This is a genomic window from Oryzophilus luti, from assembly GCF_059726245.1.
In genome coordinates this window covers 3,202,324-3,224,736 of record NZ_AP040874.1, presented here as the reverse complement: position 1 = coordinate 3,224,736, position 22,413 = coordinate 3,202,324, and the positions used below count along the sequence as shown (strand labels likewise).

22 protein-coding genes are annotated in these 22,413 nt (G+C 61.6%); 8 read left to right on the top strand and 14 right to left on the bottom strand.

Annotation, left to right across the window (positions count from 1 at the left end):
• Nucleotides 1-22: 22 nt before the first annotated feature.
• Nucleotides 23-2,404, bottom strand: coding sequence for a TonB-dependent receptor (locus AC6IZO_RS13705; protein WP_497805557.1), 2,382 nt, complete (start codon nucleotides 2,402-2,404; stop codon nucleotides 23-25).
• Nucleotides 2,405-4,056: 1,652 nt separating this feature from the next.
• On the opposite strand from AC6IZO_RS13705, the gene AC6IZO_RS13700 reads away from it, so the two are divergent.
• Nucleotides 4,057-4,506, top strand: a complete 450-nt coding sequence (locus AC6IZO_RS13700) for a GatB/YqeY domain-containing protein (protein WP_497805554.1) — start codon at nucleotides 4,057-4,059, stop codon at nucleotides 4,504-4,506.
• 135 nt (nucleotides 4,507-4,641) lie between these two features.
• Here the strand turns inward: AC6IZO_RS13700 and AC6IZO_RS13695 are convergent, their stop codons facing one another.
• Nucleotides 4,642-5,352: a ribonuclease HI family protein gene (locus AC6IZO_RS13695; protein ID WP_497805552.1), complete on the bottom strand. Its 711-nt coding sequence runs from the start codon at nucleotides 5,350-5,352 to the stop codon at nucleotides 4,642-4,644.
• Between the two features lie 174 nt (nucleotides 5,353-5,526).
• The gene (locus AC6IZO_RS13690) at nucleotides 5,527-6,285 is read right to left on the bottom strand and encodes a metallophosphoesterase family protein (RefSeq protein ID WP_497805550.1); all 759 of its coding nucleotides are present in this window, start codon (nucleotides 6,283-6,285) and stop codon (nucleotides 5,527-5,529) included.
• A 153-nt stretch (nucleotides 6,286-6,438) separates the two neighbouring features.
• On the opposite strand from AC6IZO_RS13690, the gene AC6IZO_RS13685 reads away from it, so the two are divergent.
• The 5 genes from AC6IZO_RS13685 to AC6IZO_RS13665 all read left to right on the top strand — a co-directional run bounded on the left by AC6IZO_RS13685 (nucleotide 6,439) and on the right by AC6IZO_RS13665 (nucleotide 10,709).
• The gene (locus tag AC6IZO_RS13685) at nucleotides 6,439-7,041 is read left to right on the top strand and encodes a hypothetical protein (RefSeq protein WP_497805548.1); all 603 of its coding nucleotides are present in this window, start codon (nucleotides 6,439-6,441) and stop codon (nucleotides 7,039-7,041) included.
• Between the two features lie 76 nt (nucleotides 7,042-7,117).
• On the top strand, nucleotides 7,118-7,621 hold the full coding sequence (locus AC6IZO_RS13680; RefSeq protein ID WP_497805546.1) for a YcxB family protein: 504 nt from the start codon (nucleotides 7,118-7,120) through the stop codon (nucleotides 7,619-7,621).
• A 131-nt stretch (nucleotides 7,622-7,752) separates the two neighbouring features.
• Entirely contained in the window at nucleotides 7,753-9,315 is a 1,563-nt protein-coding gene (locus AC6IZO_RS13675; protein WP_497805544.1) for an acyl-CoA carboxylase subunit beta, read from the top strand.
• 208 nt (nucleotides 9,316-9,523) lie between these two features.
• Nucleotides 9,524-10,213, top strand: a complete 690-nt coding sequence (locus AC6IZO_RS13670) for a TlpA family protein disulfide reductase (protein ID WP_497805542.1) — start codon at nucleotides 9,524-9,526, stop codon at nucleotides 10,211-10,213.
• A 16-nt stretch (nucleotides 10,214-10,229) separates the two neighbouring features.
• Nucleotides 10,230-10,709: a protein-disulfide reductase DsbD domain-containing protein gene (locus AC6IZO_RS13665; RefSeq protein WP_497805540.1), complete on the top strand. Its 480-nt coding sequence runs from the start codon at nucleotides 10,230-10,232 to the stop codon at nucleotides 10,707-10,709.
• A 207-nt stretch (nucleotides 10,710-10,916) separates the two neighbouring features.
• Here AC6IZO_RS13665 and AC6IZO_RS13660 read toward each other — a convergent pair whose 3' ends face one another.
• A complete protein-coding gene (locus AC6IZO_RS13660) occupies nucleotides 10,917-11,312 on the bottom strand; it encodes a thioesterase family protein (RefSeq protein WP_497805538.1) in 396 nt (131 codons plus the stop codon).
• A gap of 102 nt (nucleotides 11,313-11,414) precedes the next feature.
• Here AC6IZO_RS13660 and AC6IZO_RS13655 point away from each other — a divergent pair, with 102 nt between their 5' ends.
• Nucleotides 11,415-11,915, top strand: coding sequence for a YybH family protein (locus tag AC6IZO_RS13655; RefSeq protein ID WP_497805536.1), 501 nt, complete (start codon nucleotides 11,415-11,417; stop codon nucleotides 11,913-11,915).
• A 270-nt stretch (nucleotides 11,916-12,185) separates the two neighbouring features.
• Here the strand turns inward: AC6IZO_RS13655 and AC6IZO_RS13650 are convergent, their stop codons facing one another.
• From AC6IZO_RS13650 to AC6IZO_RS13640, 3 genes are all read right to left on the bottom strand, one after another.
• Nucleotides 12,186-12,827 carry an energy transducer TonB gene (locus tag AC6IZO_RS13650; RefSeq protein WP_497805534.1) on the bottom strand — a complete coding sequence of 214 codons (642 nt, stop codon included), beginning with the start codon at nucleotides 12,825-12,827 and terminating at the stop codon, nucleotides 12,186-12,188.
• A gap of 93 nt (nucleotides 12,828-12,920) precedes the next feature.
• Nucleotides 12,921-13,616 (bottom strand): energy transducer TonB, encoded by a 696-nt coding sequence (locus AC6IZO_RS13645; RefSeq protein WP_497805532.1) that lies wholly within the window; start codon nucleotides 13,614-13,616, stop codon nucleotides 12,921-12,923.
• 223 nt (nucleotides 13,617-13,839) lie between these two features.
• A complete protein-coding gene (locus AC6IZO_RS13640; RefSeq protein ID WP_497805530.1) occupies nucleotides 13,840-14,115 on the bottom strand; it encodes a hypothetical protein in 276 nt (91 codons plus the stop codon).
• Between the two features lie 157 nt (nucleotides 14,116-14,272).
• Between AC6IZO_RS13640 and AC6IZO_RS13635 the strand changes: the two genes are divergently transcribed.
• Nucleotides 14,273-14,548 carry a putative signal transducing protein gene (locus AC6IZO_RS13635; protein WP_497805528.1) on the top strand — a complete coding sequence of 92 codons (276 nt, stop codon included), beginning with the start codon at nucleotides 14,273-14,275 and terminating at the stop codon, nucleotides 14,546-14,548.
• 26 nt (nucleotides 14,549-14,574) lie between these two features.
• Here the strand turns inward: AC6IZO_RS13635 and AC6IZO_RS13630 are convergent, their stop codons facing one another.
• The 7 genes from AC6IZO_RS13630 to AC6IZO_RS13600 form a co-directional block, all read right to left on the bottom strand.
• Complete coding sequence (locus AC6IZO_RS13630; RefSeq protein ID WP_497805526.1) at nucleotides 14,575-17,166, bottom strand: DNA internalization-related competence protein ComEC/Rec2; 2,592 nt, start codon at nucleotides 17,164-17,166, stop codon at nucleotides 14,575-14,577.
• A gap of 95 nt (nucleotides 17,167-17,261) precedes the next feature.
• Nucleotides 17,262-17,558, bottom strand: coding sequence for a YciI family protein (locus AC6IZO_RS13625; RefSeq protein ID WP_497805524.1), 297 nt, complete (start codon nucleotides 17,556-17,558; stop codon nucleotides 17,262-17,264).
• A 45-nt stretch (nucleotides 17,559-17,603) separates the two neighbouring features.
• Entirely contained in the window at nucleotides 17,604-18,920 is a 1,317-nt protein-coding gene (gene rlmD / locus AC6IZO_RS13620) for a 23S rRNA (uracil(1939)-C(5))-methyltransferase RlmD (protein WP_497805522.1), read from the bottom strand.
• Nucleotides 18,921-18,967: 47 nt separating this feature from the next.
• Entirely contained in the window at nucleotides 18,968-19,681 is a 714-nt protein-coding gene (locus tag AC6IZO_RS13615; RefSeq protein WP_497805520.1) for a hypothetical protein, read from the bottom strand.
• A gap of 170 nt (nucleotides 19,682-19,851) precedes the next feature.
• Nucleotides 19,852-20,721: a type III pantothenate kinase gene (locus tag AC6IZO_RS13610; RefSeq protein WP_497805518.1), complete on the bottom strand. Its 870-nt coding sequence runs from the start codon at nucleotides 20,719-20,721 to the stop codon at nucleotides 19,852-19,854.
• A 57-nt stretch (nucleotides 20,722-20,778) separates the two neighbouring features.
• Nucleotides 20,779-21,315, bottom strand: a complete 537-nt coding sequence (locus AC6IZO_RS13605; RefSeq protein WP_497805516.1) for a DUF4442 domain-containing protein — start codon at nucleotides 21,313-21,315, stop codon at nucleotides 20,779-20,781.
• Nucleotides 21,316-21,347: 32 nt separating this feature from the next.
• On the bottom strand, nucleotides 21,348-22,379 hold the full coding sequence (locus tag AC6IZO_RS13600; RefSeq protein ID WP_497805514.1) for a biotin--[acetyl-CoA-carboxylase] ligase: 1,032 nt from the start codon (nucleotides 22,377-22,379) through the stop codon (nucleotides 21,348-21,350).
• Between the last annotated feature and the right edge of the window lie 34 nt (nucleotides 22,380-22,413).

Sequence of the window (22,413 nt, the reverse complement as noted above, 5' to 3'; positions counted from 1 at the left end):
GAAGCAGTTCGTCGATCCGTCCTTACTTGTTCAGGCCGAAAACATAGTGCAATCCGAATCGCACCTGGAAGGGTTCCACGGGATGCGAGACGTTGGAGAATACTGACGTTGTGCCCGGCGTAATCCGCGATTCATAGGCGTAGGTGATGTCGTCATCGCGGCGGTTCAACAGGTTCAGGAACTCGGCGGAGATGCGCCACGCCTTGTTGATTCGATACCCCAGTTCTCCATTGAGTAACGCCGTAGTCTTGGAGCGGAAGAGTCCGTCCGAGGTCAGATCGCGCGGGCCGAAGTAGCGCAAACGCAAGCTCCCGGAAAAGCGATGGAGATCATGCAGTGTCACGCCCGAGGCAATGACCAATCCCACCGCTTCGGGAACTCGCCGCCCACCGTTACTGTTTGGTGCCGCATCATCGCCATCAATAGAAGTGAACAGCGCTTTGGAATTCGCCAGGTCAAAGTCAAAAGCCAGGTGTTGCGTCGGCGTGTAATAGTTTGCCCACTCCACGCCGTAGCGGTCGCTCGGCTGCCGGGAAGCCGTCGTGCCGCCCGTGTCGCCCGACTGCTGCAGTTCGGAGGCGCTGTGGAGATACCAAATGGAGACCGTGCTTTGCAGGTGCGGAATGGACAGGGTGCGCACACCAACTTCCGCGCCCTTGGTGGGGATCATGGGCGGAATCTTATTGGCTGGCGTGTTGGGATAGGGGTTCTCCCCCGAGACCGGCTCCACCATCTGCGTTGTGCCGCGCCCGTCGTTGCTGTGGAAGCTGGCTCCGCCCTGAATATAGAACTCCGTGTTGGCCCACGGGCCAAAGATCAAACTTGCCTTCGGGCTGGGAAGCATCTTGCTGGCCGTACCGCTGTTGGCTGCGGTCACCAGGCTGGTGACGCCGAAGCGTTGCACGTCACCGCGCAGCGCCACCACAGAGCGGAATTTGGGAGCCCACTGGATTTTGTCCTCCGCATAAAGACCCACCTGCGTATCGGTAAAGTGATCCGCTTGCGTCACCGCCGGCAGAGTCATGCCAGTGTCAACATCCGTCTTATCGACACGCACGCGGTTCTCCACCTGGTAAAGGCCGTTGTGAATCCAGTCATTGCGCAATTGCACGCCGAAGGTGTTTTCCATCTTGCGGCCAAACCAATCGCTGAAGATCGTGTGGCGCGCGTCCATCCCTCCCACCCAGCGCTTGTCTGCCTGCTCAAACTGATCGCCCTTCACGGGGTCATCCAGGTAGTAGGTGAAATCAGAAAATAGATCGAGATCGTAATAGAAGCCGTAGGCCATGATCTTCGTCAGGGAGCTTGCCCCCTGTCGATGCCACTCTGACTGCAGGCTATAGCGCTGTGAATGGCCGCCATCGGTCGGATTCAGCGTGCCGTAATATCCCACGAGGGATTGGGCCGGCACGGGGATCTGGTCGCTCGAGTGCCAGTTTCCGTGGTACCCACGGGCCGTGATGCTGAAGCCATTGGCGATACCGCCCCGGCTGTAATTAAGAAATCCATTGAACTTGTAGTAGTTGTCAGGATGCGTCCAGGGGCCGTCGTCGTGGTATGCCTCGCCGCCATACAGCAGGTTGCCATTGCCGAGTTTCTGCGATATGCCGAAAACCGCCCGGCCAAATCCATACATACCGCCTTCGACCGTGAAGAAGTTCTTCGGCAGCGTTTTGAAGAACACCAGATGCGCATTTCCCGCCGAGCCATAGTTCCCTACGTCCGCGGAATACGGACCCTTCTGAAAGTCCACCCGCTCCACAAACTCCGGAATGACAGTGTTCATGTCCGAGTAGCCTTCCCCGTGCGCGTGCGACGGCAGGTTCAGCGGCATTCCGTCGAGGAAGATGGCAAAGTCCGTGCCGTGGTCGAGACTGAAGCCCCGCAGGAAGTACTGGTTTGCCTTTCCGCCACCGGCATGCTGCGTAATGATGACGCCGGGCACCATCTCCAAGACTTCTCCCGAGCGAAGGATGGGACGGCTCTGAATCTGCGCTGCACCCACCGTTCCCTGCGTTGCGGATTGGGCAATTCCAATCAGGCTATCTTCTCGCCCTTGGACATTCACAGTGGTGCTCACCGAGCCCACCGCCAGGGAGATACGTAGCGGGGACAGCGGCTTGCTATTTCCGAGGCTGACAGAGATCTCCTTGGTTTCAAACCCAGGATTTGACACAACGAGGCGGTAAACTCCTGCCGGAACTCCGGCAATCATGAACGAACCGTTCGTGTCCGCCTCAGCCGACTTTTGCACTGCGCCGTTCGCATTCAGAAGCTGAACAGTCGCCCCGGAGATCATCGCGCCGGAAGCATCCACAACCGTTCCGGACAACTGAGTGCTTCCTTGCCCGAACAACAGACAGGGAACGAGCACCAGCAACCCAATCCCATAAACCAATTTCATTGCGACAACACTCTCCTGCGGACGCAACGTGCAACCGGACTTCAGATTCCACCCGGAATGCCCCTGCAACCCGAGGAAGATGAATCGGCGCAGCGGGAACACAGCATTGACGTCACAGGAAAGATTGTTGCATTGGTAGCACGTTTTTGTAAATCGTATGTACCAGAGAAGCAGTTCAACGCATGATGCACGGCGCTATTTCTCAAAGATGCCGCTCGTAGCAGGAGGCTCCCAGCAAGCGAATTTCTGATTCACACCAACGGAGGAGCCATCCAGCGCTTCTCCCATACCGCGTGTGAACTCGTAACGTCTTGCGGCGCCGAGGACCAGTTTGGCTTTATCACGGATGAGTCGGTTGGGCCAGTTGGATCAAAGCGTTGTTTGGCTCCGGCAGTGAGAGTGCGATGTAGATGAAATTGTGCTGGTCAAAGCACTCAAGCACAACATGCCCCAATAGCGTTCACACGTATCAGCACATCATGTCGGGAATGAATGTGATGGAAGCTGGCCAATCCAGGGAGCTTAGCGAAAATGCCGGAATGCAATCCGAGGCCAGGGTCGGCATTTCACATCTTCCCGTGCCTCACAAATCCTTCCTTCAATTCCAAGCACAATTCATTCGCGTTGAAATTGCTGTTGCACTACGCTGTGAGGATGCCGCAGAGGCCAACACAGTGTGTGAACGTGTACCCATTGCAGGGCGCGAGCAGTTCCCCGCTCAAGCTATAAGAGGCCTGAACGGGCTACCCGCCAGCTTTCGACATTATGCGACAGAGATTGATGGAGTAGTTGAGATCGAATGGGAGTGGATGGCGAGGCGAAGAGAACGGATGGGTTTCGTGCTTTGTGATCGTGAGGTCCCCCCCCCCTCTCGCTTCGCGAGAAGGGTAGGGCACCCGAGGAATTATGAACGATGAGTACAAACCGAAAGGGTGCGCCACCCGCCAAGACAGCCCCGCTCAAGCCATAAATGGCTTGAACGGGCCACCCGCCTATGCGCGTACAGAGATTCTGGTACCACTGGAATGAGAAATCACCATGTCCTCATTGCAAAAAATAACGACGATCGCAGCACTGTTGATGCTTGTCGGCTGTACTTCTCGGCCTGTCCTTCGTGGAGATCATCCCGCTGAACTCGTGGGGACTTGGCGACTCTTTATGGGGAAGGATTGTGCCGGATACGGGATTGCATCGGATGTTTTGGTTTTGCAAGCAAATGGGACACTGGAACAACACGTCGTTTCGAAGAGTGGTCAACAGTTCAACTCGAGTGATCAAACGTGGAGATATCTGAGCCCCAATTCGATTGCACTAAATGCGCGATTCAATTTCTTCACATCGCAAGTACAGAGCAGGCTAATTGGCGTGCCGGAAACTGAGGTGCTTCTGCTAGAGAGACGATTGCCTCTTCGAATACTGCTGAACCCAGATAGCGATTGCCTCTATGAGAGAGAATGAAACCTGATTCAACGTGGGCAGTACGGTGATGTTGCCTATAATCCTGTTCATGTAGCTCCGCTGTTACGGCGGGTGGCGCAGTCTTTCGGAAATGAATGATTCGGGTGCCCCATCCTTCCGCCTCCTATTGGAAGAGGAGGTGGCTGCCAGGCTGTCTGTGCGCTTGGCGCCCGGCGTGGCCTATAATCCTTCGCATGAGCATCAGCGAGCAAGTACAGAAAGACATGATTGCGGCGATGAAGGCCAAGGCCGAGCTGCCGCTCTCCACCCTGCGCATGGTCAAGAGTGCGCTCAAGAACAAAGAGATCGACAAGCGCGCGCCGCTCGACGAGAAGGAGGAGATGCAGGTGCTCTCCACCATGATCAAGCAGCGCAAGGATTCGGCCGAGCAGTTCACCAACGGCAACCGCCCCGAGCTGGCCAAGAAGGAGCTTGAGGAGATCACGATCATCGAGGGCTATTTGCCGAAGGCCGTGGGCGAGGCCGAAATTGCCGAGGCTGTTGCCGCCACCATCGCGGAGATGGGTTCGCCGACCATGAAGGACATGGGCCACGTGATGAAGGCCGCCATGGCGAAGTTCACCGGCGCGCGCGTGGACGGCAAGCTGGTGAGCGAGGCCGTCAAGAAGGCGCTCAGCAAGTAGGTCTAGAACAGATTGCCGCCGAAGTTGGTGGAGATGAGCGTGGCTGAAGCGCGCTCAGACAAAAGGTGGTTCGACTGAAACGCCCCGGCCATGGCCGGGGCGTTTCGCTCACCATGACATTCTGCTCGTGATGAGCTAATCCTTCCTTGCCGGGCGCACGTAGACGAAGATGCCGTCGGGCAGTGCTTCGCCGGTGAACTCCACGCGGCCGTTGCTGACAAAGCCGCGCACTTCCTTCAACGCTTCAGGCGCGTTCTGTGCGGGGCGGGTGGATGCCGCCGTCACGCTTGCCGGGCGCAGGCCCACGGCAGGCATGCCCGCCGGAGGCTTGGCGTAGGCATCGGCGCGGTCGGTGCGCAGGCCCTTGGTGCCACGGTCCATCGCCTCGTTCGCCAGCCGGTCGGCGTCCTTGTTCATGTGGCGAAGTACGTGTTTGATCTGGAAGGCGTCGAGCTTGCGGATGAGCGCCGTGGCCTCCTGGTAGATCGCCAGCAGGCTCTCACTGCGAACCTTGTAAAAGCCCTTGATCTGCTTCACCAGCAGTTCGCTGTCGCTGATGATGCGGACGGCGCGGTAGCCGTGCGCCACGGCGTACTCCAGGGCCGCGACCAGGCCGGAGTACTCGGCAAAGTTGTTGGTCTGCGAGCCGAGGAACTCGCTCAGCTCGGCCAGCACCTTTCCATCCTGATCCTGTATGTAGGCGCCAAAGCCCGAGGGGCCGGGGTTGCCGCGCGCGCCGCCATCGATATGCGCCACCATGTGCTCGGCGGGAAAGTCTGTGACCTCCGAGCGGGACTCGAATAGGGATGCGGCGGTGGTGGGGCGGAACTTCGGACGATAAGGCATGGGGAAAGTCTACCGAATCCCGCGCCTCACCGCCGTGGAGATTTCTGTGGAGAACTGCGGAGCGGCCACGGAGATCGCACTGAGGCGCGAAGCGGGGCGTCGAATTTTCTCGCCTCACGCCTGCTGTGCGGTACCGCAGGCTTACGTCAATTTCTGACGATACTTGGGAATGTTCTATCGGCCTTCGGCCAGCCGCAGCGCCAGCCGGTCGGGCAGCCCGGCGGAGATGATCTTCTGCTGCGCTAGATCGAGGTTGTACCTGACGCGGAAGAATTCAATGGTCGCGGTGCCAGAGTCGTAGAGGGCGAAGGAGGCGCGCCAGTCTCCGTCGCGCGGCTGGCCCACTGAGCCGGGGTTCACCAAATAGCGAATTCCAGGCTGCATCGCGTGGAGCCACCGGCTTGCACCTCTGCCTTCGGTATGGCGTGGCGAGAGGTGATTCACAAGGCTTCCATCGAGCGTGAACGCGCCCTGTATGTGCGTATGTCCGAAGAAGGTGAGCTGTGCTTCCGTCTGCTCCAGTACCGCACGTGCGGAATGTTGGTGGAGGACGTACTCATCCTCGTTGAGCGGCGAACCGTGCACGAACTGCACGCCTGCAAGCTCCGGCAGTGATACGGGGCCGATGGGCAGGGCGGCCAGCCACTGACGCTGCTCCTCCGTCAGGTGCTCGCGCGTCCAGCGGGCGGCGCGGGCAGCCATTGGATTGAAGCCCCAGGCCGTCTCCTCTTCGCCGCTGCAGATGCGGTCATGATTGCCACGTACGAACACCGTACCCAGGGGGCGCAATCGCTTCAGCACCTCGCCGGGCGAGGCGCCGTAGCCGACAATATCGCCCAGCACGGCCACCGCATCAAACGGCGACGCAGCGTTCAGGCAGGCATCCAGCGCTTCCAGATTGGAGTGGACATCACTGAGGAGAAGGACTCGCACCCGTGGCCCCCGAAAGGCTGCATTCTAACGCGAAGTGGCGAACCCCGGTGTTAAGAAATACGCAAGTCATCAGGAACCACACCGGTTGGCTACGGGTGAGCAGCTAGGTTCCCGCCCGGTGCGCTCGTGCGGGTTTCAGTCTAGAGTAGTGCCATGCGCACCGCCACACGCTCCGTCCTCTTCTGTTTCGCCTGCCTTCTGCTGACCGGCGTACTGGCCGCGCAATCGGCCCCAGCGCAGTTGCCGCCGCAACCAGCGGCCGCAGCCAACCCTCCGGGCCTCGACTTCGCCGCACTACTGGCGCAGGAATTCGGTCCGGACTTCACGCTGTCGAAGAAGTATTCGCCGCTGGTGGCTGACCTGGATCACGACGGACGAGAAGACCTGATTCTCGTTGCCAACAGCTCCAGCAGCCCGTTGGGACTCTCGGAAAAGATGCACTACACGGTGCAGGACCCGTACGGCAAATACTTCGGCTTCTCCAATCCTTCCATGAGCCTGGGGTATGGCAGCATCGATCCGAAATTTGTTCCGACGTATCTGCTCATCATCCACAACTGGCGCAGCAAGCCCATGGGCAATAAGTATGTGCTCATCAACATTCCGTTCGATCGCATCAAGATCGGCTACAGCCTGTTGAAGAAGAAGACCGTGCAGGTCATCGAGACGGAAGATGAGATCGGCGTGCAGGCCGCCATCTACTGGGATGGCAAACGCTATCGCTGGGAAGCGACCGCGATGAACCAGATGAAGTAGCACGGCAAGGAGCTTTCAGCGGAATTCATCGAGTGCTTCGTTGTATGCCCCTGCGTGCACTGGTAGGATGCAAGCCATGCAGATCAGCTACCAGATGACGGAACAGGATTTCCGCGACGGACTCAGTGTTCATCAGAACCGCAGTTTTTTCTCACGCTGGTCGCGCCGTTACATTCTGGCCATTCTGGCATTCGTTCTGGTGTTGTCAATTGCACTGCTTATACACGACCCCTCGTCAAATACCATACGGCAGGTGTGGCCGGTCTTTGGACTTGCCGCAATTTGGGGGCTGTTGTTTGTTGTGCTGCCACGCTGGGCCGCGCGCAAGCAGTATGAGTCGCAACCCGCCGCGCATAGCACGCAATTCTTGGAGATAACCGACATAGGTCTCCGCTCCAAGTGCGACGTGATCTCCTCGGAATCGGCTTGGGGAGCCTACACGCACTGGCGGGAAGGCAATCGGATTTTTGTGCTCTACACCTCGAACGTCAAGCTCAGCATTATTCCCAAGCGCGCCTTCACCGGAGAGCAACTGGCGGAGTTTCGTGCGTTGCTGACGGAGAAGGTTCCGCACAAATAGCAGATAACCGCAGGCTCTGGCGGAGTCTCTGCAATCGCTCAAAATCCCTCGAATTCACAGGCGCGAAATCTTGCCTGCACGGCACAATTGTCGCTTGGTGCAAGCAACACTCACCGATATAATTTCCCGCCATGAACCTGGAACAAAAACTTGCCGAACTGAAGCGTAGGGATGAGCTGGCCGAGGCCGGGGGTGGCCCCGAGCGTCGCGCCCGCGAACACAAACTGGGCAAAATGACCGCCCGCGAACGCATTGAATTCCTGCTCGACGAAGGCACCTTCGAAGAGACCGACAAGTTTGTCACCCATCGCACCACGGAATTCGGCATGGCCGACCAGGTGATCTATGGCGATGGGTTCGTCACCGGCTACGGCCGCATCGAAGGCCGTCTGGTCTTCGTCTTCGCGCAGGATTTCACCGTCTTTGGCGGCTCGCTGTCGGAGACCAACGCCGCCAAGATCGTCAAAATGATGGATATGGCCGCAAAGGTCGGCGCGCCGGTGATCGGGCTGAATGATTCGGGCGGTGCGCGCATTCAGGAAGGCGTGCGCTCGTTGGCGGGTTACGCCGATATCTTCCTCCGCAATGTTCTGTCGTCGGGCGTGGTGCCGCAGATCTCCGCTATCCTTGGTCCCTGCGCCGGTGGCGCGGTCTATTCCCCGGCCATGACCGACTTCATCCTCATGGTTGATAAGACCAGTTACATGTTCATCACTGGCCCGGACGTCATCAAGGCCGTGACGCATGAAGAGGTCAGCAAGGACGAGCTGGGCGGCGCCGAGGCCCACAACATGAAGAGCGGCGTGGCGCACTTCCTCGCCCATGACGATGCCGAGTGCCTCTCCATGGTGCGCGAGCTGCTGAGCTTCATTCCGTCGAACAACCTTGAGGAGCCTCCGCGGAAGCCCTGTACCGACCCGGTGGACCGCGCCGACGCCGAGCTGGATACGGTGGTTCCAAACGAGAGCAATATTCCGTATGACATCAAGGACGTCATCACCCGCGTGGTTGACGATGGCTACTTCTTTGAGGTGCAAGAGCATTACGCCAAGAACATCGTCATCGGCTTTGCCCGCATGAATGGCCGCCCGGTCGGCATCGTGGCCAATCAGCCGAACTTCCTGGCCGGTGTGCTCGACATCAATTCGTCCATCAAGGGCGCTCGCTTCGTGCGCTTCTGCGACTGCTTCAACATCCCGCTGATTACGTTTGAGGATGTGCCCGGCTTCCTGCCCGGCGTGCAGCAGGAGCATGGCGGCATCATCATGCACGGCGCCAAGCTGCTGTTCGCCTTCGCGGAAGCCACCGTGCCGAAGATCACGGTGATTACCCGCAAGGCTTATGGCGGTGCCTACTGCGTCATGGCCAGCAAGCACATTCGCGCGGACGTGAACTACGCCTGGCCGACGGCGGAGATCGCCGTCATGGGGCCGGAAGGCGCGGTGAACATCGTCTACAAGCGCGAACTGGAGGCAGCCACCAAGGCGGGCGAAAACGTGGAAGGCGTCCGCAAGGAGAAGATCGACGAATTCCGTGACAAGTTCGCCAACCCGTACGTAGCGGCCGAGCGCGGATATGTCGATGCCGTCATCAAGCCGCGTGAGACGCGCCGCAGGATCATTCAGGCGCTGGAGATGCTGGACACAAAACGAGAGAAGCTGCCGGCCAAGAAGCACGGTAACATTCCGCTTTAAGCGGGGTTGGTCGTCCGATCGGACAGCCCCGGTCACGTCCGGGGCTGTCCTTTTGCGCTGAATCGTAACCGGGTGGATTCAGCATCAATATGGCAAGTGTGGATGGTTGCACATACGGTAAACTTGCTGCACACTCAATCAACGAATTCAGAGTGCAGTTGATTCTGCGGGGCGGTATGTCTTTGCCCCAACCCAAGGTGAGGTTTCCGTGAGCGAAGTACCAGAGCAATTTGAGCCACGGCCCCCGGAGAGTGAAGTCCCCCAAGCTCTGCCAGCGGACCCCTATGCGGTCGAACGCGCCCGGCAGGAGCGCAAACTGAAGCGCTTTGTTCTGACGTTTGCCGTGACGATTGTGGTGATTTCAGGGCTGCTGTTCGTCACGTTCCTGCGGCAGAGCAATCGCATCAAAACGCCTCCGATGAATGACGGAGCCAAAGGAAAGCCGGCACCGGAGTTCACCTTGAAGGATACTTCCGGCAAAGTGGTGCGGCTCTCCGACTTCCGCGGTAAAGCCGTGGTGCTGAACTTCTGGGCGACATGGTGCGCGCCCTGCCGTGAAGAGATGCCTTGGTTCGTTGAGATGCAGAACCGGTACGGCACCGACGGGCTGGCGGTGATTGGTGTCTCAATGGATGACGACCTGCCTCCAGCCAAGGTCGCCGAGTTTGTCCAGCAGAAGGGCATCAATTACACCATTCTGATGGGAAACGATGAGACCGCCAAGCGCTATGGCGGCATCGACGGCCTGCCCACCACGTTTTATATTGATCGTCGCGGCAATATCCTGGACGCCATTGAGGGCCTGCCCGAACGCAGCGAGATGGAACTGCATGTGAAGCAGGTGCTCGCCGTGGGGCGCTCGCCAATCTCCAGCGATGTACGCATGCCACACTTTTAGAAGGAGCTTGATCGCAATGATGCGGCGTTACAGGCGGCTGATTCTGGCCGCCATCGTTTTTTGTTCCTCCGTCACGCTGGCTCAGAGCCGTCCGGTGACTGTTTCTCCGATTGCGCCGGTGCGCGTGGCGCGCGGCAAGAGCGCGACCGTTACCGTCGAAGTGCATATCCCCGCCGGAATGCACATCAATAGCCACGAGGTGACCAGCGAGCTGTTGCGTCCCACGGAGTTGAAGCTGCAGCCGCCCACGGAACTGATGACCGGCTACGTGCAATACCCCGCCGGGGAGGATTACATTTCACCCGCCATGCCGGACGAAAAACTGAATGTGTATTCAGGCACTGTGCGGTTACAGGCGATGGTGCGAGCCATGAACAACGCTTCGACCGGCACCTTCCGCATCCACGGCGAGCTTCGCTACCAGGCGTGCAGCGACCGCCAGTGCCTCCCCCCGCGCAGCGTTCCCATACAGTTTGACGCGCACGTTACGCGCTGAGCACGCGGCCCTGTGTGCGAGTTTGTCTGCTGATTGATTGGTTCGAACGAAAGATGGTTGGCGTGGGACGGAAGAATTTGGGCTGGAAATAGATTCTCCCGGAGGCCCCCCACAGGCGCTCCGGGAGATAATCCACAGCACGAGTCTACGTGCCTCGAGAACATAGATATTCCGAGGCTCGCTTGCGATTCAGAAAAAATTAAGATCTTACGGTTTCGGGATGCCGTGCTTTTCGAGGAACGGATCCAGGGCGACGATAGAGCGCGTAATGGTGCCGCGGCCCAGCTCCGTTTTACCCTCGTGAGCGATCACCTTCATGGTGATAAAGCGGCCATCCACCTCGGAGACCACGGCCTCGGCGCGAACCAGCGAATTCATCCCGGCCGGGGCGCGATGCTCCACATGGACCGCGGTTCCGACGGAGATCTCGCCGGGCTCGCAGAAGGGTTGCAGGGCGGTAAAGCCCGCCGACTCCATCAGCCGTATCATGTCCGGCGTGGAATAGATGGGTGGAAGAGAGTGATGATGAGCCTTGAGCGTGTTCTCAAACTTCACCCGCTCTTCGGCCATACCTTTGGCACCAATGGAGACCGTTTTTGCCATAGCGGGACAATGTACCCGCACGGCCGTATCTAGGCAAGTGAGTTATGTCACTGGAGTGGGTGCGCTGCGGACAAAGTCCGGGTGCCGCCGGAAAGGACGAATATGAACCGTTCCCAGAGGGTGTTTCTGCTCGGAGTTTTCTTCTTTTTCGCCCTCACCGCCTGGGCGCAGGAGCCGTCCGGAGCCGTCACCGGAGCGGCCAACGCGTCCCACAACGCCGCCAGCAGCGCGGATGAGACCGCAATTCGCCAAGTGATTGACCGCCAGGTGGAGGCGTGGAACCGGGGAGATCTGGTGGGCTACATGGATGGCTACTGGAAGAGCGAGGAGCTGACCTTCTCCTCCGGCGTTACGGAAACCCACGGCTGGCAGACCACGCTGCAGCGCTACCGCGCCAGCTACCAGAAGAATCCTCGTGGCATGGGGCGGCTTACCATCGACCATGCGCGGGTGGAGATGCTCGGCCCGGTGGCGGCGCTGGTGCGCGCCGAGTGGCGGCTGCGTATGGCTGACAAAAGCTCTCCCCACGGCGTTACCACGCTCATCTTCCGCAAGCTTCCGGAAGGCTGGCGCATCATCCACGACCACTCCTCGGGCGAGTGAGCCGGATCGTCGGATTGTTGAATTTCAGAATTTGAACATTTGGGCGACACTAGCCCGCCCGGCGAGGCTGATTCCTCAAGACCTGCCCACGCTCGAAGGCGTCATTCTGAGGAGCCTGCCATGCGGGCGACGAAGAATCGGCTTCTCTCCCCCTGCCACAAAGCCAACTGCGTGCCATGCCGAACAGCAGATCCTTCGCTGCGCTCAGGATGACGCCTGCGCGGGGCCGGAGGGACGCAAGACGACCAGGGAACGTGCTCGCGCCGGGGGCTAGCTGGGGAAGTGGAAGTGCACGTCCTGGCGGGAGGCGACTGAGACGCCGTCAACCTTGGCGGGGGTGAAGCGCCATTGAAGCAGGGTGGCGCGCACGGTCTCTTCCAGTCCGTAGCCGACGGTCTGGAGCACGCGCGTCTCGGTCACCTTGCCCTGCTCGTCGATGGTGACCTCCACAATGACGTCGCCGCGAATCCACTCCGGCAGCTTGTTGCGGAGGATTGGCGGGTCGGGCGAATAAACCGGCAGCGCAATTCTTACATCATGGTCATTGGCATAGCCGCTGGCCAGCGAGCCAAGCATATAGCCGGGCATTCCGGGGCGGAGTGACTGCTGCGCGGCGGCGGGCATGGGTGCCGGTTCCGAAACAGGCGCGGTCTTCTGCCGTGATTTCTTCGACAATTCGGATTTCAGCAGTTCGCGCGGAGCGGCCTTTTCCTGCGGCACCACACTGGCGCCCGGGGCGATTAGAGCCGTTAACGTGGAGCCTCCGCCATTGCCGCGCAGCGAGCCGGAAGGCCGCAGGATGGGTGGCTCGGGCCGGTAAAGCAGCGCGCCAAGCACCGCCGCGTGCAGCGCCACCGAGCAAACCAGCCAGAGCGGTCTGCGGGAGGCGGCGGGTTGGAGCGGCGCGAACATGCGGCTGATTCTACCGCGCGGAGCCTGACCGGCGCGCGGCTGGTACGGTTACAGACGCGGAACCCCTCGGGCCGGAAGCGGAAAATTATTGGATTAACCGATATGGATCATGAACTGGTGCCGGGTGGGAATGTCCTGTCCGTTCATGTTGGCCGGAACAAAGCGCCACTGCAGAATAGCTTGGATGAGCTGTTGCTCAATGGCGGTGCCAGCCGGCTCCAGCACCTTCACGTCGCTGACCCGGCCATCGGTGCCGATGGTGAACTCCACCATCACGTGCCCGTTAGCTTCCGGCGGCAGCTTGCCTTTCAGCTCCGGCGGCAGGGGACTGTAGATGGCCTGAGGGTCGTGGATCTGGTGATGCTGCTTCATGTAGGCGATCATGGCCGACATGTCTGGCATGGCGGGCGCGGGCCGGGCCATGGGCGTTCCTTCGTAACTTTGTGTCTGAGCAGCCTCGGTGGCGGCAGGCTTCGGTTCCTCGGGCTTGGGGGATACTTCCTTGGCAGGCTCCGGAAGCGGTTGCTGCTCGGCGTCCTTGGCGGGCGCGGGCAGCGGATCGTCCTTGGGGGCCGGAGCGGGAGCGGACAGGGCGTGGGAACTCAACTCCGGAGGCATGTACACGTCCATGGAGTTCATCATCTCCGGAGACATCATGTGCACGGCCGAGCGACCGTGCATGGATAGGCCGAAGAGCAGGATCACTCCGCCAAGGATGTGCACCAGCAGGGAGCCGAAGTAAGCAGCCGGATTGTTGTGACGCGATTCAGGTCCAACGTGCGTAAACATATTCACAACCAGCGAGCCGGATCTCAGGTTGGGCAATACTGCCGTGGGGAATCCACAGAGATGCGCGCGGAAACCTCCGCTACAGCCGCACTGCGGCGCAGCCCACATTAAGAATACCGCGTTTTTTGTAGCGATCGTAAGCCGCAGGCACCTTCCCTGAGAGCAAAAATGACTGCGGAGATCCGCTTTGCGCGTTATCTAAACTGTTGAATCTACATCCAGATCAATCGCTACGCTCCCAGCCGTAGCGATCATGCAGCAGGCGGTAAAGCCGCGGACGATAGAGCAGGTTCCAAGCCAGTTCCTTGCCGGGAAACATCGCCAGTGCCGCCGTGCGGGCGTCGGTGACCATGCCGGTCGCCTGCTCCAGCGTCAGCTCGGGGTCCTGCGCAATTACGGACATCACAAGATCCACCATGATCTGCAGACGCCGCAATCTGCGAGCTTCTTCCAGGCGCTCGTCAGGCCGTGCTCCGGGATTTCCCGCTTCGTTCGCCATCCCTCCAGATTCGATGCCGGCGGGGAAGGGGCAGGACGCGAAAATCTACAGACGGCCGAGCAATGCATTCCCGCCGCGCGCCGCCGGGAGTATGATTCATCGTTCCCCGGGAGAGGCGCCGCCGGTGGCGGAGCCGTCACCTGGGCGAGGAGGAGCCATGGCCCTGAAAGAGAAAGACACGCTGGTTGCGGTGTTCGATACGGAGCAGGAGTCGGAGGCAATGGTGGTGCAGGGCTTGCTCGAAAGCGCCGGCATCGAGTCGCTTGTGCGCTCGCTCGACGCACCTCAGGACGTGCTGCCAGTGGGCGGCGTGGAGGTGCTGGTGGCCCCGGCGAACGAAGAGGAAGCACGCCAGATCATTGCCGAGTCCATGACTGCGCGTGAAGCTGAGTCCGAGGGAAACGATGAAGACGAGGAGGAGACCTCCGCGTAATCAGCTCATTCGCTCACGAACTGCTTTCATTGTGGCTGCGGCTGGTAGTGCACGCCGTCAGCCCCGAGTATGAACGTCACCGGACCGAGCAGATCGGTCCGGTACGTCTTTATGTGGGCTTCTTCAAGCCGCTCCAGAACCTCCGGGCGCGGGTGCTTGTAGCTGTTGTGGCGTCCGGAGGAGACGACGGCAAAGCCGGGCCGCACGGCTGCGAGAAATTCTTCTGTGGTCGAGGTCTTGGAGCCGTGGTGCGGCACTTTCAGCAAATCCGCCTTGAGCGGTTCGTGGCTGGCAATCAGAGCCAACTCAATCTTCTTGTGAATGTCGCCGGGAAACAGCGCGTTCGCCCCGGCGTAGGAGGCTCGCAGCACGAGCGAATTGTCGTCCTGCACCTTGGGGTTGGGCGCAATCTCCGGCAGGGGCGTGAGCGCCTGGAACTCGACCGAGCCAAACTGCCAGCGGTCTCCGGCATGGCGCAGCACGGCCCCGGTGTGCGCCTCCGTGGCGGCGTTCATCAACTTCAGGAACTCGTGCGTCGGCAGGTTCGGTGCCAGCCACAGTTCAGGCGGGCGGAAGTTGTGCACCACGGCGCTCATGCCGCCGACGTGGTCTGAGTGCGCGTGGCTGAAGGCGACGGCGTCGAGATGATCGATGCCGCGCGACCACAGGTAGGGCGAGACTACCTCCTCCCCTACATCAAACTCCGAGTGCGAGAAGCCCGATGGCCCGCCGGAGTCGAGCAGCAGCGTGCGTCCTTCGGGCGAGATCATCAGCAGTGAATCGCCCTGGCCGATATCGATGGCCGTGACCTCCAGCTTGCCAGGCGCGTGCATGAGTGGGCGGTGCCACGCCACCGACGCCCACGCCGATAGCGCCAGCAACGCAATCCCAACGCCGCACAGCCAGCGGTTCCGCCACGCCAACAGCAACGCCACGGCAAAGGCCGCAAAGACGAATGCCACCGCTCCGGCGGCGGGCATGGCCACGCGCACATCGCGAACCGTGTGGCCGCCCATCAGGTGGACTGTACCGGTAATGCCTCCCAGCGACCACGCGGCCATCACTGCGAGCGGCTTGGCCAGCCCAACCCACAAATAGCTGAGGGTGACGGCCAGCACCGCCGAGGGCATAAAGACCGAGGTCAGCGGAATGACCACGAGGTTGGCCCACACGCCGTGCACGGCCACCCGGTGGAAGTACCACGCAGTCGGCAGCGCCATCGCCAACTGCATCAGCACGGAGACCACTGCGAGTTCATACAGCCCAAAGGCGGCGCGCAGCGACCACGGAATGGCGCGGTAAGCGACGGCTTCCGGCAGCAGGCGTGCCAGCTTCTTCGAGAGCAGGCGGATATCGAGCCGGTACTGCGCGATGGCCGGGGGCAGCGTGGGATCGATGCCGGTGACCCAGAGTTGGTCGAGCGCGCGATGACGCTCGAGCGAGGTGCGCTCCAGAATTGGGATTGCCAAACCGCTGATGACCACGACGGCGAGAAACGTCAGTTGGAAGCTGGCGTCGAAAAGCGGGCGCGTCTCCCAGGCCAGCAGCGCGAGCGCCGCCAGGCCAACGCCATTGAGCGCGTGGCGTTCGCGGTAGAAGAGGCTGGCCAGTTGCGAGGCGGCGATCATCAGCACGGAACGCAGGATGGGCGCGCCAAGGTCGGTGAGCCACGCATAACCGGCGGTGATGAGCAGCGTAAGCAGCACAGCCCACTCCATGCGCGCGCGCATGCGCCGGAAGAGCCAGAACAGAAACGCAGCGAAGATTGAAACGTTCATCCCGCTGACGACGAGCAGATGAAACGTGCTGCTGCGCTGGAATTCGACAAGCCGCTCGCGGTTCACCAGACCGTGCTCGCCCAGCAGCATGGCATCAAAGAGCGCAGCCTCTCGGTCGGCCCACAGGCGGTGTATGTGCGCGAAGACCGAATTGCGGGCGCGGCTGCGCAGGCGGCCGAGCCGCGTGCCGCCAGTCCCGGGCAATATATTGACATCTGTCGATTTTGCGGAGCCGAGGACGGAGACGCCCTGCTGATGCAGGTAGGCGATGTAGTCCATGCTGCCCGCGTTGCGGTAGTTGAGTGGCTCGTGCAGCTTGGCCGTCAGCTTCAGCCGTTCGCCATAGCGGTAGCCGCGGAAGGTTCCGGTCGCGGGCGCATCGTTTTCCTCAAAGTACTCAGCCACCTCCGGCGGAGGGCCGGAGCGTGAAGGCTGGTAAAGCGTGAGGCGCACAGTGTCATGGAGTGCAACCGGCGCTTCGCCGGCGCGCGCCACCTGTTCCACCCTCAGGTCCAGCGACTCGCGCGGGTCCTGCGTGGCGGAGCGGCGCAAGGAGCCATCGCGCACGACCCAGCCGGTCAGCTCCACGGTGCCGGTGTCAGCGTAGGTGAGCAGTGGCCGCGGAGGCTCTGGCTGCGCCTGCTGCAACTGCGCGCAGAAAGCTCCAGCCAAGGCGAATACCGCCAGCGTGGTTGCGCGCGCGATCAGCGGCCTGCGGTGCAACAGGAACCATGCGGCGCAGCCGAGTGCGAGCATGGCCGCGCACCACGCCCACGGCGGATGCCACAGCCATCGCGCGGCCAAAATGCCCGCACCAAAAGCGACGGCGGCGTGGAACATCGGCGCCGCCGGGCGTACAAGTTTGAATTCCGGGGGAAACGGCGACACTTCGGCTGCGGCGTGCGTGGGGCCCGCCGCGGGTGTCGCCGATGGGGTCATTTGAGAGTGTCGAGACCGTCCTTGCCGATCACCACGTTCCAGCGCACCAGCTCGTAATTGGCCAGTCCAAGCTGCCAGAACGGGTCGCCGTCGCGCAGCCGCTCCAGGGCCGCGTTGGCATCCTCATCGGGCACGCGGTACAGCAGCACGCCGCCCGAGCGCGGGTCCATGGGGCCGCTGGCCACGAGCATGCCCTGCTCCTTCAACTGGCGCAGGTAGGCGCGGTGCTGGTCGGTCGCCTTGGCGACCTCCTCCAATGGAACCCGATAGCGCAGAATGGCCAATGCGTACATAACAACTCCTGGGGGATGGATTGCCGCGTGGTCGCGCGCGCAAGCTCAGCCGCGCACGAGGTGGAGCACGCTCTCCATGTGGAAGGTCTGGGGGAACAGGTCCACCATGGCGGCGCGCTCAACGCGGAAGCCCAATTCTAGCAGCACACGCAAGTCGCGGGAGAGCGTCGAGGGATCGCAGGAGACATACACAATGCGCGGTGTGCGCAGCGCGCCCAGCGCCCGCGCCGTGCGTTCGCCAAGCCCTGCGCGTGGCGGATCCACCACCACGAGGTCGTAGGCGTCCTTGGCTGATTGCAGGAAAGACATGACATCACGCCCGAGGGCCTTGATGTTGCTCTTCTCCACGTTGGCGCGCAGGTCGGCGCCGCTGAAGGGCGAGGACTCGACGGCCGTAACTCGCTGGAAGCGCGGGGCCAGCGCCAGCGAGAACAAGCCGGTGCCGGCAAACAGATCAAGCACGTTCTGGCCCGTGTAATCGGCGGTCACGGCCTGCACCAGCCGCTCCCCAAGAAAGCGGTTGGTCTGGAAGAAGGCTCCGGCGGAGACCCGGTAAGCGTGCTCGCCCACGGTGTAGCGCAGGGAGCGTTCGCCAAAGGTGCAAACCACGCGGCTGCGCGCGGCCTGGAGCTGTTCGTCCTCTTCTCCGCGCGACGCATAGTACTGGAAGACCGTAAGCCCGGCCAGTTCGGGCAGAGCCGTGTTCAAGGCGCGGTGCAGCAGGGCAAACAGCGATCCGTTTCCGGCGCGCTCGGCGTAGAGTTCCAGCATCAACTGGCTGTCGTCGTGATTGGCGAACAACTGCACTTCGCGCACGGGAGGCACGCGGGCAAAGTCCTTTGCGCAGGACCACAGCGCGGCAATGGCGCGGTTGATCACTGGCGAGCTGATGGGGCACTCGTGCACCGGCAGCAACTCATGCGAGGCGTTGCGGAAATATCCGACGGCAAATTCCGGCTCCGTCTGCAACTTGAGCCGCGCGCGGTTGCGGAACTGCCACGGCTCGCCGGAGATAACCTCCAGCTCGCACGGCAGCTCGAGTTTTGCCGTGCGCCGCAGCGTTTCCAGCAGGATCTGCTTCTTCGCCGCCAACTGATGCGCATAATCCGTGTGCTGATAATGGCAGCCGCCACAGTTGCCGAAGTGCTGGCAGCGCGGTGCAACACGCTCAGGCGAAGGCGTGACGACTTTGAGGGCGCGAGCGCGGGCAAAGCCCGGGCGCTCCTCGGTCAGTTCCGCTTCGATCTCTTCTCCGGCAAGCACAAAAGGAACGAAGACGGCCTTGCCTTTGCCGCTCGCGTCGGGCGCCAGGCGAGCCAGCCCGTCACCGCCATAGATAAGTTTTTCAATGGTTATCCGCACAATCCAAGGATACAGGAGTGGGCAAATCCGGGCACCATCACTGTCGGCTACAGCATGTAGTAGAGGCTCAGGCGTGGCAGGGCGTAGAACTCAATCAGCTTCTTGTTGGTGTACTGCTTCAGAAGCTGGTCAATCTGCGCGGCGTTCATTTTGCCGCGGTAGGGCGACAGTTCACGCTCGGCCTGCGCACGAATGGTGAGCAACTGTTCGTCACCGGTGGAGGTCAGCAGCGCCGCGAAGAGCTTCTCTTCCATCACGGTCATGCGCATCTCAAGCTCTTCGAGCGAATCGGCGGCGCCACCGGCTGCTTCGGGCGCGGAGAACTTTGCGGCCAGTTCGCGCAAGACGCGCGCATCGTCGGCGAGCAGCGTGTGCACGGCCTCTGGGGATTTGGCGGCGGCCTTCTCGAATTGCTCGGCGTTGCGTGTGAAATACGCGGCGAGCCGGTCGCGCTCCAGGCCGCTGTCATGCTGCGGACGCGCCGAGCCCACGGCGGCCTCATTCATCTCCTCGGCGGCGGCCAGCACTTCCTGCGAGCACCAGCCGAGGCCGTTGATCTTGCGCGATTTGTGCGGACGCCGTTCCCAGCGGTCAAAGGCCGCGTCAATGCCGCGGAGCACTGCCTCCAGCGGAATGCCCGCATCCTTCCAGCTCTCGATCAGCGACCAGTCGAGCGTGGAGAGCAGCAGCAGAGTGCCGCGCCGCCGCTGAAAGTGTTCCTCGATTTCCGTGAAGTAGTTGAAATAGCTTTCCACTGCCATGCCTTCTGCGCACAGGTTAGCAGAACAGGCGCTGTGGAAGCAGTGAGGAAGGGCGGGAGCAGGGGCTAGGGATTAGGGACTAGAGACCAGAGATCAGGAGGGTGGTTGGCAGAGGAAGGAGCGAGTCGCGGGACTCGCTCCTTCCTCATGTTCACAGCCGTTGCCGAAGCTTAGGCTTTGGGTTTGGCTTCGGCGGCCTTGTGAAGCTCGGCCTTGCGGCGCAGGTGCTGCGCGTTGCGATCCCAGATGATGCGCATGCCTTCGAGCGTCAGCAACTCGTCAATGTGGTTGATAAAGCGCGAGCCGCCGCCGATGAGCGAAGCCAGCCCTCCGGTGGCCACCACCTGCTGCGCTCCCAACTCGGCCGTCATGCGCTCCAGAATGCCATCCACCAGCCCGATGTAGCCGTGGAAGAGTCCGCTTTGCACGCTGGCTACAGTGTTGGTGCCGATGACCTTCGCGGTCTTGCGGATATCGACCTTGGGCAGCCGTGCCGTGCGCGTGTAAAGCGCTTCCGCCGAGATGCCAAGGCCCGGCGCAATGACCCCGCCCATGTATTCGCCCTTGGCGCTGACGGCGTCAAAGATGGTGGCGGTGCCGAAATCGACGACCACGCAGGGGCCGCCGAATTTCTCAAAGGCGCCCACGGCGTTGACAATGCGGTCGGCGCCAACCTCCGACGGATTGTCGTAGTGAATGGGCATGCCGGTTTTTACGCCGGGCTCGATGAACAGCGGGCGGGTGTGGAAGTAGCGCTCGCAGACCTCGCGCAGTGTGCTGTCCATGGGCGGCACCACGGAGCTGATGATGATGCCGCGGATAGCCGAAAAATCAATGTCGTTCATCGCAAACAGATTGCGGAACAACACGCCGTATTCATCCACAGTCTGCGTGCGTGCGCTGCTCACGCTCCAGTGGGCCGCCAGCGGGCCGCTGCTGAGGGCGGGAACGTGGTCGTTGACGGCAGTGTCCGGCTCCTCCGCCGTGGGGAAAACGCCAAGATGAGTATCAGTATTGCCAACGTCGAGAACGAAGAGCATAAGAGCCTTCCTTGGCCCGTTGCAGCCGCAATCTGCCGCGTGCCGCCGGGCCACCGGCTATTGTAGCGGCGGGCCTCCAACGGGGCGAGCGTTTTCCGTGCTCCCATCGGAGGCCTCCCCCGGCAGCTTCTGTTTCGGCTGGTAGCTCTTGTGGCGGACGTAGATCAGCTTGTCGACCTCGGCCACCACCTCGCCCTCAAGGTCGCGGATAAAGACCGTGAAGGTGCGCTCGCACTTGCCGAACTCCGCGACGGTGGCACGCACGTCGTCAATCTGCTCCTGATGCAGCCGGAACTCGGCACGCACGGTGCCGCGTCCCGGTTTGCGGAAGCGTATGGTGGCGGCCTTGTCCCACACGATGTAGTCGCGCCCAAGGTTCTCCATCAGCAACAGCATGTAGAAGGCGTCACTCATCGCGAACAGAGAGCCGCCGAAGTGCGCTCCCACGTAATTGCGATTCCAGAAGCGCAGGCGCATCTCCACGTCGGCCTCGCGGAAGTCCTCGGAGATTCGGTGGACGCGGATGCCGGCGCCCAGGAAGGGCGGCCACAGGTTGACGAACGGCAGCAGACGGCGTTTCAGGGCACGGCCCATGGTGAGTCGGAGGCTCCTTGCGGTGGTGTCGACTATTGGATGATGCGACCGCCCTCAACGGCTCGCACGCCGCCACTGAGCACTGTGCGCAGGCCCTCGGCAGTGCGCACGCGCAGGAAGCCGCGCTCGTCGAGACCCTCGGTGACGCCCTGGTAGCCACCATCCTCGGGCACATGCACGTGTTTGCCTGTGGCGAAGCTGGAGTGCTGCTCAAAGCGGCGCAGGATGGAGGCGCGAGCCTCGGAGGGCGCGTCCACCAGCGCGCGGTATTCGCGATGCAGCGCGCGCAGCAATGCTCCGGCCAGCAGCACGCGCGACTGCGTCTCCCCGGTGCCCAGGCATAGCGACGTTGCGAGCGAAGCAATTGGCTCGGGGAACTCCACGTGGTTCACGTTGATGCCGATGCCGATGACGACGTAGCGCACGCGTGTGACTTCGGCGTTCAACTCAATCAGGATGCCGCAGATTTTGCGGTCGCCGAGCATGACGTCATTGGGCCAGCGCAAGTCGGCCCCGAGGCCGGTGGTCTCCTGCACCGCTGCATGCACGGCCAGCCCCGTGGCCAGCGAGAGGATGATGACGTCTGTGGGCGGCAGCTCCGGACGCAACAGCGTGGAGAGATACAGTCCCTGGCTCGGCGGAGAGGTCCAGTCGTGTCCGCCGCGCCCACGGCCCGCAGTCTGGCTCTCGGCGACGAACACCGCACCGCCGGGCTCGCCCTCGGCCCCGGCCTGCATGGCCGCGTTGTTGGTGGAGTCCGTGCGGAAGTAATGATGGATATGTTCAGCGAACACGGTGCCGCGCACCAGCGGCGCCAGTGCCTCGGGCAGCAGCAGGTCCGGCACGGTTTCAAGCTGGTAGCCGGTGGAGGGGTGCCCGGCAATGTCGACGCCGAGCTGACGCAGTTGCTCAATGTCGCGCCAGACCTCGCTGCGGCTGACGCCGACTTCTTCGGCGATGCGCGAGCCGCTGACGATCAGCATGGGCGTGGAGGCCAGCAGCCGCACAATGCGGCGCAACCGCTCTTCCGTGGCGGAGAAGCCGCTGAGGGCATGCTCTTTCATGCCGAGTATTGTACCGGGAGTGTAAAGCGCAGGG